This is a genomic window from Paractinoplanes maris, assembly GCF_023544465.1.
Classification (GTDB): domain Bacteria; phylum Actinomycetota; class Actinomycetes; order Mycobacteriales; family Micromonosporaceae; genus Actinoplanes; species Actinoplanes maris.
Genome location: NZ_JALPVL010000020.1, coordinates 69,359 through 82,041 on the forward strand (window position 1 = coordinate 69,359; position 12,683 = coordinate 82,041).

General features: G+C 73.0%; 15 protein-coding genes. 7 read left to right on the plus strand and 8 right to left on the minus strand.

Translation table 11 applies throughout. The features are described from left to right. Positions 1-88 precede the first annotated feature (88 nt). Positions 89-700 (minus strand): VOC family protein, encoded by a 612-nt coding sequence (locus tag NAG42_RS42695; RefSeq protein ID WP_250038257.1) that lies wholly within the window; start codon positions 698-700, stop codon positions 89-91. A gap of 157 nt (positions 701-857) precedes the next feature. Here NAG42_RS42695 and NAG42_RS42700 point away from each other — a divergent pair, with 157 nt between their 5' ends. Both NAG42_RS42700 and NAG42_RS42705 read left to right on the plus strand, forming a co-directional pair. Next, on the plus strand, positions 858-2,303 hold the full coding sequence (locus NAG42_RS42700) for an MFS transporter (protein WP_250038258.1): 1,446 nt from the start codon (positions 858-860) through the stop codon (positions 2,301-2,303). A gap of 2 nt (positions 2,304-2,305) precedes the next feature. Then, positions 2,306-3,016: an SDR family oxidoreductase gene (locus NAG42_RS42705; protein WP_250038259.1), complete on the plus strand. Its 711-nt coding sequence runs from the start codon at positions 2,306-2,308 to the stop codon at positions 3,014-3,016. On the opposite strand, the gene NAG42_RS42710 is transcribed toward NAG42_RS42705, so the two are convergent. Then, complete coding sequence (locus NAG42_RS42710; protein ID WP_250038319.1) at positions 3,006-3,392, minus strand: SRPBCC family protein; 387 nt, start codon at positions 3,390-3,392, stop codon at positions 3,006-3,008. The two genes, NAG42_RS42705 and NAG42_RS42710, sit on opposite strands and share 11 nt — an antisense overlap. Positions 3,393-3,411: 19 nt before the next feature. On the opposite strand from NAG42_RS42710, the gene NAG42_RS42715 reads away from it, so the two are divergent. Beyond that, entirely contained in the window at positions 3,412-4,731 is a 1,320-nt protein-coding gene (locus NAG42_RS42715) for a dihydrolipoyl dehydrogenase family protein (RefSeq protein ID WP_250038260.1), read from the plus strand. Continuing rightward, positions 4,728-5,561 carry an alpha/beta fold hydrolase gene (locus NAG42_RS42720; RefSeq protein WP_250038261.1) on the plus strand — a complete coding sequence of 278 codons (834 nt, stop codon included), beginning with the start codon at positions 4,728-4,730 and terminating at the stop codon, positions 5,559-5,561. The genes NAG42_RS42715 and NAG42_RS42720 overlap by 4 nt, the downstream gene beginning before the upstream one ends. Here NAG42_RS42720 and NAG42_RS42725 read toward each other — a convergent pair. The 3 genes from NAG42_RS42725 to NAG42_RS42735 form a co-directional block, all read right to left on the minus strand. Further along, complete coding sequence (locus tag NAG42_RS42725; protein ID WP_250038262.1) at positions 5,551-5,910, minus strand: hypothetical protein; 360 nt, start codon at positions 5,908-5,910, stop codon at positions 5,551-5,553. The two genes, NAG42_RS42720 and NAG42_RS42725, sit on opposite strands and share 11 nt — an antisense overlap. 57 nt (positions 5,911-5,967) lie before the next feature. Beyond that, the gene (locus NAG42_RS42730) at positions 5,968-6,405 is read right to left on the minus strand and encodes a hypothetical protein (protein ID WP_250038263.1); all 438 of its coding nucleotides are present in this window, start codon (positions 6,403-6,405) and stop codon (positions 5,968-5,970) included. A 168-nt stretch (positions 6,406-6,573) separates the two neighbouring features. Next, positions 6,574-7,110, minus strand: coding sequence for a YbhB/YbcL family Raf kinase inhibitor-like protein (locus NAG42_RS42735; protein ID WP_250038264.1), 537 nt, complete (start codon positions 7,108-7,110; stop codon positions 6,574-6,576). 122 nt (positions 7,111-7,232) lie between these two features. Between NAG42_RS42735 and NAG42_RS42740 the strand changes: the two genes are divergently transcribed. The 3 genes from NAG42_RS42740 (at position 7,233) to NAG42_RS42750 (ending at position 9,550) form a co-directional block, all read left to right on the plus strand. Continuing rightward, positions 7,233-7,868: a GntR family transcriptional regulator gene (locus NAG42_RS42740; RefSeq protein WP_250038265.1), complete on the plus strand. Its 636-nt coding sequence runs from the start codon at positions 7,233-7,235 to the stop codon at positions 7,866-7,868. A gap of 130 nt (positions 7,869-7,998) precedes the next feature. Then, positions 7,999-9,153: a GAF domain-containing sensor histidine kinase gene (locus NAG42_RS42745; RefSeq protein ID WP_250038266.1), complete on the plus strand. Its 1,155-nt coding sequence runs from the start codon at positions 7,999-8,001 to the stop codon at positions 9,151-9,153. Between the two features lie 40 nt (positions 9,154-9,193). Beyond that, positions 9,194-9,550: a PRC-barrel domain-containing protein gene (locus NAG42_RS42750; protein WP_250038267.1), complete on the plus strand. Its 357-nt coding sequence runs from the start codon at positions 9,194-9,196 to the stop codon at positions 9,548-9,550. A 19-nt stretch (positions 9,551-9,569) separates the two neighbouring features. On the opposite strand, the gene NAG42_RS42755 is transcribed toward NAG42_RS42750, so the two are convergent. From NAG42_RS42755 to NAG42_RS42765, 3 genes are read right to left on the minus strand one after another with little or no spacing between them, the layout of a single operon-like run. Beyond that, positions 9,570-10,997: a PEP/pyruvate-binding domain-containing protein gene (locus NAG42_RS42755; RefSeq protein WP_250038268.1), complete on the minus strand. Its 1,428-nt coding sequence runs from the start codon at positions 10,995-10,997 to the stop codon at positions 9,570-9,572. Further along, positions 10,994-11,581, minus strand: a complete 588-nt coding sequence (locus tag NAG42_RS42760) for a transcriptional regulator (RefSeq protein ID WP_250038269.1) — start codon at positions 11,579-11,581, stop codon at positions 10,994-10,996. Before NAG42_RS42760 ends, NAG42_RS42755 begins: the two co-directional genes overlap by 4 nt. Further along, positions 11,578-12,648 carry a TetR family transcriptional regulator gene (locus NAG42_RS42765; protein WP_250038270.1) on the minus strand — a complete coding sequence of 357 codons (1,071 nt, stop codon included), beginning with the start codon at positions 12,646-12,648 and terminating at the stop codon, positions 11,578-11,580. Before NAG42_RS42765 ends, NAG42_RS42760 begins: the two co-directional genes overlap by 4 nt. Positions 12,649-12,683 lie beyond the last annotated feature (35 nt).

Below are 12,683 nucleotides of genomic sequence, written 5' to 3' on the forward strand. Positions count from 1 at the left end.
CGGCGGGCTCACGTCGGCCGGGAAACTGGGCACCGTGGAGATCGCCGGATCCGGCTCGATGGGTGCACCCGCGCCCCGTACGGGCACCTCAGAGCGGCAGCTCGGCCCCGGACTGCTCCTTGACCATGTAGTCGGCGTACCAGTCGGGCCAGTCCGGGTCCGCGGCGCCGGTGCGCTTCTCGTGCTCGCCGTGGGCGGCGGCGGCCCGGCGCAGGGCGGCGGCCAGGTCGGCGGTGGTGGCGAACACGGTGGTGCTCGGGTCGACCCGGCCGGGCAGGCGAGTGGTGACCTCCTGGAGCAGCCAGCCGTTGCCGTCCGGGTCGCTGAACGACAGGAACGAGCCGTAGCTGCCGTGGTCCGGGGCGGGGCCGGGCATCCGGGCGTCGGTGCCGCCGTGGTGGAAGACCCCGCCGGCGTCGTGGAACACCTCGCTGGGGTCGGCGCCGCCCCGCTTGAGCTCGTCACGGGCGGCGTCGATGTCGCTGACGACCAGGTGCAGGCCGCGCGCGGTGCCCGGCTCCTGCTCGGTCACCCCGGTGCCGAAGATGACCGAGGCGGGGGAGCCCGGTGGGGTCACCTGAACGACCTGGAAGCCGTGGCCGTCGGCGAACTCGGCGTCCAGCCGCCAGCCCAGCCCGGTGTAGAACTCCTTGGCCCGGCCGGTATCCGACACGGGAACCACAACGACTTCGAGCTTCATGTCCATGATTGCGCTCCTGATCCGTACGAGTGGGTCCGACCCCTTTGAGACTGCCGCCCAGGACCCCCGGGTCGCGCCAGGGAGACACACTGGTCGCCCGGGCACCAGGGCATGGCACGGGCGCGAACCAGGGCGCCGGGGGACGAGGCTGACAGCCATGACAGTCAAGCTCGCCGACAGCCGGGGTCCGGTGGCGCTGCGCTCGCCGGCCGGCGTCGCGCTGGTCACCGCGACGGTGCTCGCGTCGATGGTCGGCTTCGTCGACGCGTACATGATCAATGTCGCCGTTCCGGCGATCGGCCGGGACCTGCCGGCCACCGTGAGCGAGCTCCAGTGGGTCCTGACCGGCTATCTGATCACCGTCGCCTCGCTGCTGCTGCTGGCCGGGGCACTGGCCGACCACTTCGGGCGCAAACGGGTGCTGATCGCCGGGCTGCTGGTGATGCTGCTTGCCTCGATCGCCTGCGCCGTGGCGCCCAATCCGGCCGCCCTGATCGCCGCCCGGCTCGTGCAGGGGGCGGGCGGGGCGCTGGTCGTGCCGAGCAGCCTGGCCCTGCTCAACGGCTCGCTGCGGGCCCCGGACCGGGCGCGCGGCATCGGCATCTGGGCCGGCATCTCGACCCTGGGCACCACGCTCGGCCCGTACGGCGGCGGCTGGCTGGTCGACCACGCGTCGTGGCGCTGGGTGTTCCTGGTCAACCTGCCGCTGATCGGGGCCGCGCTGCTGGTGCTGCTGCGGGTGCCGGCCGACCACGAGCAGCGGCGGCCGCTGTCGGTCGACGTGGCCGGCGCGCTGCTGGCGTCGCTCGGGCTGAGCGGGCTGATCTACGCGCTCACCGCTGCGTCGTGGCCGGCCGCGGTGCTGGGGGTGGCCTGCCTGGTCGCGCTGGTGGTCGTCGAGCGGCGGCTGCGCCGGCCGATGCTGCGCCTGTCGCTGTTCACGTCGCGGCCGTTCGATGCGATCAACGTGGCCACGGTGCTGTTCTACGGCGCCATCTCGGCCGCCTCGTACCTGGTCGTGCTGCTCTGCCAGCTGCGCCTGGGGTACAGCGCCACCGAGGCGGGGGCGGCGCTGATCCCCGAGTCGGCCGTCTTCCTGGTCGTCTCGCCGCTGGCCGGCGCCCTGGTGGCCCGGATCGGCACCCGCTGGCCGATGGCCATCGGCATCCTCCTGGTGGCGATCGGGTTCCTCTGGCTGGCGGCGGCGACCCCCGGCCAGCCGTACGCCCAGGCCATCCTGCCCGGGGCGATCCTCTGGGGTCTCGGGCTCGGGCTGGCCGTCGCGCCGCTCACCGCCGGGGTGCTGGCCGCGGTGCCCGACGGTGATCTGGGCGAGGCGTCGGCCATCAACGACGCCGCGTCCCGGGTCGGCGGGGTGGTGCTGATCGCGCTCGTCCCGCTGCTGCTGGGCGTGAGCGGGGCCGCCGACTTCGCCGGCCCGCTGGCCGACCGCTACCGCTTCGCCATGGTCGTGCTGGCCGGCGTGACGTTCGCCGCGGCCGTGCTCACCGCCCTGCTCGTCCCGAGCCGCCGGGTCACCGCACCCCACCCGGCCCCGGCCCCGCGGGTGCACGCCTGCGCCGTACCAGTGAAAGGGAACTGACCATGAAGGGAAACATCGTCGTCGTCCTCGGCGGCACCTCCGGAATCGGCCGGGCGACGGCCCGGCTGGCGCACGAGGCCGACGCCGACGTCATCGTCACCGGCCGCGATCCGGTCCGGCTCGATGCCGTACGGGAGGAACTGGGCGCCACGGCGGTGGCCCTCGATCTCGGTGACGCCGGCGCGGTGACCCGGTTCTTCGCCGGCCTGCCGGCACCGGTCGACCACGTGCTGGTCAGCGGCAGCGGCCCGTTCTACGCCCCGATCGCCGAGATGGACCTCGGTCAGGCCGGCGCGTTCTTCGAGCAGCACCTGGTCGGCGGCCTGCGGATCGTCCGGGAATGCGCGACCCGGGTGCGCCCCGGCGGCTCACTGACCTTCATCAGCGGCACCGGCGCCCGGCACGCCGCCGCCGGCATCAGCATCGCCGCGATCGCCACCGCCGCGACCTCGGCCCTCGTGGCCAACGCGGCGCTGGAGATCGGACCCGTACGGGTCAACGCGGTCGCCGCCGGCTTCGTCGACACGGAGTTGTCGGCCCGCCTGCTCGGCGACGGTCTGGAGGCGCGCCGCCAGGATCTGCGCGACAGCCTGCCCGTCCACCGGGTCATCGGCCCCGACGACGTGGCCGCGCTCATCCTGCACCTGATGACCAACACCGCCCTGACCGGCTCGGTCTACGACGTCGACGGCGGCCAGCAGCTCACCCGCTGACCAGCTTGCCCAGGGCGATCCGGGCCGCGGGCAGATAGAGCAGGACAGCGGGGGCGAAGCCCTCGATGGCCAGCAGCGTCCGGGTTCCGCGCTCGGTAGCCTCGACCGTGTGCCACAGCGTCAGCCGTACGCCGGCCGCCGATACCACCCAGCTCCAGGCCCGGGGCGGCGTCACCGTCAGGACGCGGAACCGCACGGGGAAGCCCAGCGGCCCGCGCACGGTCCCGGAGACGCCGGCGCGCAGCACCGCCTCGGGATAATCGACCGCCCGGATCTGCGGCGACCACTCCGGCCACCGCTCGGGCCGGGCATACCGGTCCCACACATCGTCCGCGGGCCGCGGCCCGACCACTTCCAGCGACCGGCGCAGTGTCATCACCAACAGGAGGCTACTGATGAGCAACGACTACGACGTGATCGTCGTCGGAGGTGGATCGCCCGGAGAACACTGCGCCGGGTATCTCGCGGCGGGTGGGCTGCGGGTGGCCGTGGTCGAGCGGGAACTCGTCGGCGGGGAGTGCTCCTACTGGGCCTGCATCCCGTCGAAGACGCTGCTGCGGCCCGGTGAAGCGGTCAACGCCGCCCGGGAGGCCGAGTCGACGGCCGAGGTGGACGTGAAGCGGGCCCTGGCCTGGCGGGACTTCATGGTGTCGGACTACTCGGACGCCGGGCAGCAGAAATGGTTGCAGGACACCGGGATCGCGCTGCTGCGCGGCACCGGTCGGCTGGCCGGTCCGGGCGTGGTCGAGGTGGACGGCGTCCGGCACACCGCCGATCACGTCGTGCTGGCCAACGGCGCCGCGCCGGTCATCCCGCCGATCCCGGGGCTGGGTGAGCTCGACGGCGTGTGGACCAACCGCGAGGTCACCGGCATGCGCGAGGTGCCCCGGCGGCTCATCGTGCTCGGGGCCGGGCCGGTCGGCGTCGAGATGGCCCAGGCCGTACGGCGTCTGGGCGGCGAGGTCGTGCTGACCGCACACGGCGACCGGGTGCTGCCGCGGGAGCCCGCCCCGCTGGGCGAGGCGCTCGGTGAGATGCTGCGCCGCGACGGCGTCGAGCTGGTGCTCGGCCCGACAGCGGTCGGGGCCCGGCGCGACGGCGACGACTACGTGCTGACCCTGGACGACGGGCGGGAGCTGCGCGGCGACCGGCTGCTCGTGGCCACCGGCCGGCGGCCGCGGGTGCACGACATCGGCCTGGAGACCGTCGGCGTGAGCGTGACCGGCCACGGCATCCCGGTCGACAGCCGGCTGCGGGTGGCCGACCGGCTGTGGGCGATCGGCGACGCGACCGGCCTGCACATGTTCACCCACGTCGGCAAATACCAGGGCGAGGTGGCCGGCGACAACATCCTGGGCCGGCCGCGCGAGGCCGACTACCGGGCGGTGCCCCGAGCGGTCTTCACCGACCCGCAGGCGGCGGCGGTGGGCGCGACCGAGGCGCGGTTCACCGGCACCGCCCCGATCAACCAGGTCGCCAAGATGGAGACCTACTCCCGGGCCTACGCCGACTCGCCCGGCTTCCTCACGCTGCTCAGCGACGGCGAGGTGCTCGTCGGGGCGTACGCCCTGGGCCCGGAGGCCGGCGAGTGGCTGCAACAGGCCACCCTGGCGATCCGCGCCCGCATCCCCCTCGACGTGCTGCGCGACGTCATCCAGCCCTTCCCCACCTTCTCCGAGATCTTCGTGGCGGCCCTGCAGGCCCTGCCCCGGTGACGTCCTACCGCACGGTGACGGTGGCCGGCCTCGACATCTTCTACCGCGAGGCCGGCCCGCCGGCCGCACCGGTGCTGCTGTTGCTGCACGGCTTCCCGTCATCGTCGCGGATGTACGAGCCCCTGCTGTCCCGGCTGACCGACCGGTGGCGGCTGATCGCGCCCGACTACCCGGGCTTCGGCCACAGCGGGGTGGCGCCGCCATACACCTTCGACCACCTGGCCGAGGTGATGCTGGGGTTCACGGACGCGCTCGGGCTCGACCGGTACACGCTCTACCTGCAGGACTACGGCGGGCCGGTCGGCTTCCGGATGGCGCTGGCCCGCCCCGCCCCCGTGGAAGGCCTGATCATCCAGAACGCCGTGGCCCACGACAGCGGTCTCGGTCCACTGTGGGCGCCGCGGCGGGCGTTCTGGGCCGACCGTGCGACGCACGAGGCGGCGCTGCGCGACAACTTTCTGTCGCTCGAAGCGACCAGACTGCGCCACCTCGGCACCGACCCGGCGATCGACCGTTACGACCCGGATCTGTGGACCGACGAGTACGCCTTCCTCGGCCGCCAAGGCCAGGCCGACCTGCAGACAGACCTGTTCTGGGACTACCGCACCAACGTCGAGTCCTACCCGGCCTGGCAGACGTGGCTGCGCACCCACCAACCCCGCCTGCTGGTGCTCTGGGGCCGATACGACGCCTCGTTCCAGCTCTCCGAGGCCGATGCCTACCGCGCCGACGTCCCGACCGCGTCAGTACACGTGCTCGACGGCGGCCACTTCCTGCTCGACACGTGCGCCGACGAGGCCGCCGCCCTCGTCCGCGACTTCATGCCGTGATGCCGGCCGCCGCGTCGAGTTCCTGGAGGAGGTTGTGGGCGGCCAGTTCGATGCCTTTGTGGCGCCACTCCGAGGCTCGGTAGACGCAGGCGATGAGGCCACTGCGGTGCACCCGGCGCAGGTCGCCGTAGACGAAGGCGTACCGGGCCTTGGTCTCGTCGGTGGCGCCGTCGGTCAAGCCCAGGTGCCACTCGGCGTACTCGTCCCAGGAGTGCTTCTCCAGGCACGCGTTCTCGTCGGCGGCGCGCGGCTGGACGCTGCCCCAGTCACTGTCCAGCACATACTGGCGCGACGCGATGAGACGGGCGGCGTGTTTCACGGCTCTGTCGTTGACCTCGTACTTCGCCATGGCCGTTGGATACCCACGGTGAGACCAGGACGCTCCTGTTTGTGCGAGTTTCTCTGGTCAGGAGGTGGTCAGCAGATGAGCTGTGGGGGCGTAATCGATCTTCCAGTCGGTGTAGACGCCGAGAACACCGTCGGTGAGGCAGCGTAGGCCCAGGCTGATCCAGCGGACCTCGTCGCCGGCCGTCATGGCGAAGCCGACGGCCGCGCTGAAGGTCTCGCCGCCGCAGGGACATGCGCACTCGCCGAGGTCGGCCTCTTCGAGGTGGTCGGCGCTGTCGGCGACGGGCGTCTCGGTCCGGCAGTTGAGGCAGATCGCCAGTGCGCAGCCTTCCTCGTCGTCGACGAGGATCCGGAAGGTGCCTTGCCGGCACCGGCTGCAGGTGACTTCTCTGGCGTGCTGGACCGGGTAGCCGCCGGCCTGGTGCTTCTGGATGTAGGTGACGAGATCACCGAGGTTGTCGCCGCGCCAGAACTTGCCGGCTTTCTTGATCGTCATGACTCGCTCCAGGCGCGATGAGCACGGTCAACACCTTGGGCAATGTAGCGCTTGAGGCTGCACATGTGTCGGCGTCCAGGAAAGGTGGCCCGGCGGGTGCCGGGTCCGGCTGACGGCACGAAGCCGTTCTGCCGGCTCGCCGGGGGTGAGCCCCGGCGAGCCGGGTGGTCAGGCGGCCGGGGTCTCCGCGGTCGCGACGATGGTGGCGCGGGCCAGGATGTGGCCGGCCATGGTGAAACCGAGGTAGGCCGGGGTGCCGTCGGCCGGTACGCCGATGGTCTCGACGTCGAGCGCGTGCACGGTGATGAAGTAACGGTGCTGTCCGTGGCCGGCCGGCGGGGCGCCGCCGATGAAGCGCGAACCGCGGGCGTCGTTGGGCATCTGGTAGGCGGGCTCGGGCAGACCCGAACCGGTGTCGTCGCCCGCACCCTCGGGCAGCGAGGTCACGCCGGCCGGGATGTCGGCGACGGCCCAGTGCCAGAAGCCGGAACCGGTGGGGGCATCGGGGTCGTAGACGGTGACCGCGTAGCTCTTGGTGCCCTCGGGGGCGCCGCTCCAGCTCAGCTGCGGCGAGGCGTCCTGGCCGCCGGGCACGCCGAACAATCCCGACATCTGTGCGGGCGGAAGCGGGTCACCGTCCTTGAGGGTCGTGCTGGTGACGGTGAAGGTGGGCACCTCGGGCAGGCGCGCGAACGGGTCGTTCATGGTCTCTCCTTCGGCGGTACCAGCGATGTCGCGATGGCGATGTCGCCGGTACTCGCGTTTACTTCGATGCTTACGATCGATCAACCTACAGATAATCGATTATTTTCGGTAGGGTGATCACCATGACAGCTTCGGAGAGGGTGTACGCCTCACTGCGGGCCGCCGTGCTGGAGGGCCAGTTCCCCCCGTGCCAGGCGTTGAAGCCTCAAGAGCTGGCCACCCGGCACGGCGTGAGTCTGGCGGTTGCCCGCGAGGCGTTGCTGCGGCTGGTGGGGGAGGGCCTGGCCGACCGGCTGCCCAAGCGGGGCTTCGCCGTGCCGGCCACCGGGGCCGAGCGGTGGCAGCAGATCGCCGAGGCGCGCTCGCTGATGGAGCCGGCCGCGCTGCGCCTGGCGGTGGCTCGCGGTGATCTGGAATGGGAGGCGGCCGTACGCGCGTCCCACCACCGCCTCGCCGGCACGCCCTTCTTCGAGCGCCCGGGGGACACCTGGGTCAGCGACGCGTGGGCCGAGGCGCACCGCCGGTTTCACCGCACGCTGCTCGAGGGGTGCGGCAATGACGTGGTCCTGGAGACGTTCGACCGGTTGTGGACCGCCGGCGAGCTGGCCCGCCGCTGGTCACTCGCGGCCGACCCCGCCCGGGACGCCGACGCCGAGCACCGGGCGATCGAGGAGGCTGCCCTGGCCCGCGAAGCCGACCGGGCCGCCGATCTGCTGTGCCGCCACATCTTGCACACCGCCGCCTCCCTCAAATCCTAGCCTCCTAGGATGCCCTAAAGGCGTGTGTTCGCTCCCGCTCTGCACCGCGGGAGGCACGCACCTCCGGGTCGCCGATGCCGATGATCTGCGCTGTCAGGTCATCAGCGCGTCGTCCCGGGGGGAGAGAAAAATGGTGTCGTTGAGCATCGAGCCGCGTCACCTCGCGGCGGGCAACTACCGAGCCGCGGTCGCGGACGTGCCCGAGGTCCTCGAACTGGTGGCCGACGTCTGCCAGGCGCCCATGGTCGCGCTCAAGGTCGCCGACGAGGCCCATGCCCACTTCGCGGCCACGCTGGGCATGCCGATGGCGGTCGACGTCCCCACGTCACGCTCTGTGTGCGACATCGTCGCCGGACGCAACGACGTCCTGGTCACCGATGACGCCTCGCACGACCCGCGCCTGGCCGGCCACCCGCTGGTCGCCGGGGCCGCGCACGTCAACTTCATCGCCGCCGCCCCGCTGCGCCACGACGGGCACATCGTCGGCGCGCTCTGCGTCTTCGACAACGGGCAGCGCCGGATCGACGCCGACACCACCCGCCGTTACCTCGAGCGCCTGGCCCGCCGAGTCGACTCCGAGACCGGGCTGCGGCACCTGCTGGACAATCGGTCGCCCTACGAGCTCTCCGGCCGCGACGACCTGCTGGCCACGGTCTCGCACGAGTTCCGTACGCCGCTGACCGCCATCCAGGGCTACGTCGAGCTGCTCACCAGCATCCCCGGGGCGCTCCCGGCGGCGTACGCCCGGCAGTTGGACGCCATCGGCCGCAACGCCAGTCGGCTCTGCCGCACCGTCGACACCCTGGTGCGGGCCGTCCACCAGCACACCAACGAGCCGGTCGGTGACCGCCGCACGGTCGATCTGGCCTGCCTGACCACCGCGGTGGCGGCCGGTCTGGGCCCGGCCGGGTCCCGGATCGAGCTGCGCCGGCCGGACCGCCCGGTGCCGGTGCACGCCGACCCGGCCCTGCTCGAGGTCGCGATCGGCCATCTGCTGAGCAACGCCCTCGGCTTCAGCGCGCCCGGCGAGCCGGTGGTCGTGTCGATCACCGAGGGGCCCGGACCGGTGCTGGAGATCCGGGACTCGGGGCCGGGCCTGACCTCCGACGAGCTGAGCATGCTGGGCACGCCGTTCTTCCGCGGCGCCCGGGCCCGCGACAACGAGACGCCCGGCATGGGTCTGGGGCTGGCCGTGACCCAGCGCATCGTGCGGGCGCAGGGCGCTGATCTCTGCTTCGCCAGCCCGGCCGGCGGGGGTCTCGCGGCCCGGATCGTGTTCGCCTGACGGCTGTTTCGCGGGGCCCGAAGCAGGGCACCTGACGTGCATGTTCCCCGCTGAGAACCTGCGCGACTGGCGCACCGAGAAAGTCATCGACCCCGACGGCAACAAGATCGGCGAGCTCGAGGCGGTCTACGTCGACACGGCGACCGACCAGCCCGCCTTCGCCACGGTGAAGGTCGGCATGATCGGCCGGCACAAGCTCGCATTCGTGCCGTTGGACGGGGCCACCGTGCTGCCCAACGCCGTGCGCGTGCGCTACGACAAGAAGCTGATCGGTGACGCGCCGACGATCGACCTCGACGGCGAACTGGCGGCCACGGACGAGCCGGCCCTCTTCGCCCACTACAAGCTGCCCTACCAGGCAGGCACGGCCGGCGAGCGCCGTCTGGCACGCCGTTAGAGCTTCGCCCGGGCGGGCGTCAGAGCTTCTCCCGGGCCGCGGTGAGGCGTTCCTCTCCCGTACGCGGTGAGCGGTCGCCCGAAATGTCGTCGGCCCACCCGAGCAGGCGGTGCAAGTGCGTGTCGGCCACCGCGGGGGTGAGCCCCGGATTGCCCAGCGCCACCTCGCCGCTGCTGCCGTCGATGGTGATCAGCGTGCCTTCGCGCGGCGCGGCCGGGCCAAGCAGGTCGGCCGCGCCGCGCACGTCGGCCGCGCCGCGCACGTCGGCCGCGCCGCGCACGTCGGCCGCGCCGCGCACGTCGGCCGCGCCGCGCACGTCGGCCGCGCCGAGCAGGTCGGCTGGGTCGCGCACGTCGGCCGCCCTGAGCAGGTTTGCTGGGCCAAGCAGGTCGGCCGCGCCGACGACGGCCGGCCGGCCCAGGGATCGGGCGACCACGGCGGCGTGACTGGCCAGGCCGCCGCGCGCGGTCAGGATGCCGGTCGCCGCGGCCAACCCGTGCAGGTCCGACGGTGAGGTTTCGGGCCGGACCAGGATCACCGGTCCGTCGGCGGCCATCCGGACCGCGCGGTCGGCGGTGCGGGCGACCCGGCCGGTGGCCACGCCGGGGGAGGCGCCGCGGCCGCGGGCCACGATGTCGCCGCCGAGCATCCGCGGGGTGGCGGCGGCGCGCAGGCGGTGCGGGGAGATGCGGCGGACTGCTTCGCGGCGGTCGATGAGCCCTTCGTCGGCCAGGTCCACGGCCACCCGGACGGCCGCGCGCGCGGTGAGCCCGCCGGGACGCACCTGCAGCAGCCACAGCCGGCCCGCCTCGACCGTGAACTCGACGTGGCAGGCGTCGCGGTAGTGCGCCTCCAGCACGGCGAGTGCGGCGACCAGGGCTTCCCACGCCGTGGGTTCGCGCTCCTTCAAGGCCGTCACAGGCAGTGTGGCCGTCCGTCCGGAGACGACGGTGTCGCCGCGGTGTCCGAACAGGACGTCGCCGTAGGGCTGCGGGGCGCCCGTGGTGGGATCGCGGCTGAACGCGACCCCGCTGCCGCCGCGTTCGCCGTACACCATGCGCTGGATGACGACGGCGGTGCCGAGGTCGTGCGGGATGTCGTGCAGCACGCGGTAGATGCGGGCGCGCGGCGTGTTCCACGACGCGAAGACGTCGCTCACGGCGGTGGTGATCGGCCCGCGGACGTCCAGCAGCGTGCTCATCATGCCGGGCATCGAGACCGCGGCGCCCGATCGCACCGACACCGCTTCGGCGCCGAGCGCGTCGCGGGCCGCCTCGAGCCCGGACGGCATGGTTCCGTCGCGCAGGAACGCGGCGCCGGCGGGCACTGCGACGACGAAGCCGGCCGGCACCGGCAGTCCGAGCCGCATCATCGTGATCAGCCCGTGTGCCTTGCCGCCGAGCACGTCCGCGGGTTCGTGCACCGAGGGGGCGAGCGGGAGGATCATCCGCGGGGCCGGCCGAGCGTGACGAGCAGGTCCTCGTGCAGCTGAAACCACACGACGTGATAGGACGTGAGACTGTCGGCGAGTTCCTCCAGCGCCCCGGCGCGGGCCCGGTCGAGCGCCGCGCCCAGCCGTTCCCGATAGCGCGCGAAGCGGGGCAGCGCCGCCGCCAGGTGCGCACAGACGACCTCGGCGCGCTGGTCGAGCTCGCCGAACAAAGACAGGACCCGGGCGTCGTACGCGGTGTCGTGGTGATCGTTGGGCACCGGCACGCCGTCGACCGGCCGCAGTTGCCACGCCGAGCACAGGTCCAGCAGTTCGGGATTGAGGGTCAGGAACTTTCCGTACGCGGCGTCGACCGCACCCCGGGCGCCGGCCGCGTCGAGCTCGGCCGCGGTCCGTCGCGTGTCCTCGGCCCGGCCCGCGTCGGTCGGCCCCCAGGCGCCCATCTGCCGGGTCACCAGTCCGTCGACGGCCAGGTCGATCAGCTCCGACTCGGTCTCGGCCCCGGTCAGCGCGGCCGCGTCGGCGATCCGGGACAGCTCGGCGAATCCCATGCACCGCAGCGTGTGCAGCACCTCGCTCATCGCTCGTCCCCGGCGGTCGCCACCGCGTAGGTGGCCCCTCGGCCGTCGGCTCGGCTCACCACTTCGCCGCCTCTCACCCGTACGGAAGTCTCGGTCTCGAAGGTGGTGGCGGCACCGATGGCGGAGGCCAGCGTGCCCTGGTCGTCGAGGACAAGGCGCAGCGACGGGCGGATCGCCGGCCCGAACACCCGGCGCAGGCTCGCGGTCAGGTCGGTGACGCGCAGCCGGACCAGGGCGCCGGTCTCGGCCGGGTCGTCGCTGACCAGGGCCACCGTGACGTCCTCGCCGAGCCGGGCCGCTTCCTCGGCCGCGCCGAGACGGCCGGTGCCCAGAGCGACGACGATGCCGTCACCGATGGTGACCGGGCGGCCGCTGAGCTCGTCGGTCATCTCGCCCGGCGGATGCCACGGCTCGCGGACCGGGCGGGCGGCCGGCACGAACGGGAGGTGGGGCGGGTCGCCGGTGTCCGGGAGGTCGAGCCCGGCCAGATGTCGGCAGGCCCGCGCCACGTCGAAGGGGTCACCGAAGCCGGGCGCGGTCTCGGCCAGCGTGGCCGCGCCGTGCAGCATCGTGAGGATCAGCTCGGCCGACCGGCGGCCCCGCCCGAGCGCGTGAGAAAGCAGCAGCGCCTCGAGCCGGGTGATCTGGGCCAGCGCCGCGCGGCCGCGTTCGTCGTCGAAGACGCCGGTCAGCGAGCGCGCCGCGAGTCGCCCGGCCGACGCGGCACCGGTGGCCATCGGCAGCCGGTCGAGCCGGAGACGGGCGAAGGCCTCGACCGCGTCGGGCAGGTCGGACTGATCGGTCAGGCCGGGCTGATCAGGCAGGTCGGGCTGATCGGTCAGGCCGGGCCGATCGGGCGCCGGCTGGGCGGCGGCGAGCAGGACGGCCAGATAGAGCGCCCTTTTGCCGGTGAAGTTGGAGTAGACCGCTCCGCGGGTGAGCTCGGCCCGCTCGGCGATCCGGTTGATCTTGGCCTCGGCGTAGCCGTGCTCGGCGAACTCGGCCCGCGCCGCCACCAGGACGGCCGTGCGGGTGCGCGCCTGTTGTTGCCCGCGGGACACTCTCATGCGATTAGGATACTCACATCATCTGGATGATCGGA

Bases quoted from the DNA above. Each gene is read 5' to 3' on its own strand.
- NAG42_RS42750 (WP_250038267.1), top strand. From the start codon at position 9,194: ATGTTCCCCGCTGAGAACCTGCGCGACTGGCGCACCGAGAAAGTCATC.
- NAG42_RS42710 (WP_250038319.1), bottom strand. From the start codon at position 3,392: ATGACACTGCGCCGGTCGCTGGAAGTGGTCGGGCCGCGGCCCGCGGAC.
- NAG42_RS42755 (WP_250038268.1), bottom strand. From the start codon at position 10,997: ATGATCCTCCCGCTCGCCCCCTCGGTGCACGAACCCGCGGACGTGCTC.
- NAG42_RS42705 (WP_250038259.1), top strand. From the start codon at position 2,306: ATGAAGGGAAACATCGTCGTCGTCCTCGGCGGCACCTCCGGAATCGGC.
- NAG42_RS42700 (WP_250038258.1), top strand. From the start codon at position 858: ATGACAGTCAAGCTCGCCGACAGCCGGGGTCCGGTGGCGCTGCGCTCG.
- NAG42_RS42740 (WP_250038265.1), top strand. From the start codon at position 7,233: ATGACAGCTTCGGAGAGGGTGTACGCCTCACTGCGGGCCGCCGTGCTG.
- NAG42_RS42695 (WP_250038257.1), bottom strand. From the start codon at position 700: ATGAAGCTCGAAGTCGTTGTGGTTCCCGTGTCGGATACCGGCCGGGCC.
- NAG42_RS42765 (WP_250038270.1), bottom strand. From the start codon at position 12,648: ATGAGAGTGTCCCGCGGGCAACAACAGGCGCGCACCCGCACGGCCGTC.
- NAG42_RS42760 (WP_250038269.1), bottom strand. From the start codon at position 11,581: ATGAGCGAGGTGCTGCACACGCTGCGGTGCATGGGATTCGCCGAGCTG.
- NAG42_RS42725 (WP_250038262.1), bottom strand. From the start codon at position 5,910: ATGGCGAAGTACGAGGTCAACGACAGAGCCGTGAAACACGCCGCCCGT.
- NAG42_RS42735 (WP_250038264.1), bottom strand. From the start codon at position 7,110: ATGAACGACCCGTTCGCGCGCCTGCCCGAGGTGCCCACCTTCACCGTC.
- NAG42_RS42745 (WP_250038266.1), top strand. From the start codon at position 7,999: ATGGTGTCGTTGAGCATCGAGCCGCGTCACCTCGCGGCGGGCAACTAC.
- NAG42_RS42730 (WP_250038263.1), bottom strand. From the start codon at position 6,405: ATGACGATCAAGAAAGCCGGCAAGTTCTGGCGCGGCGACAACCTCGGT.
- NAG42_RS42715 (WP_250038260.1), top strand. From the start codon at position 3,412: ATGAGCAACGACTACGACGTGATCGTCGTCGGAGGTGGATCGCCCGGA.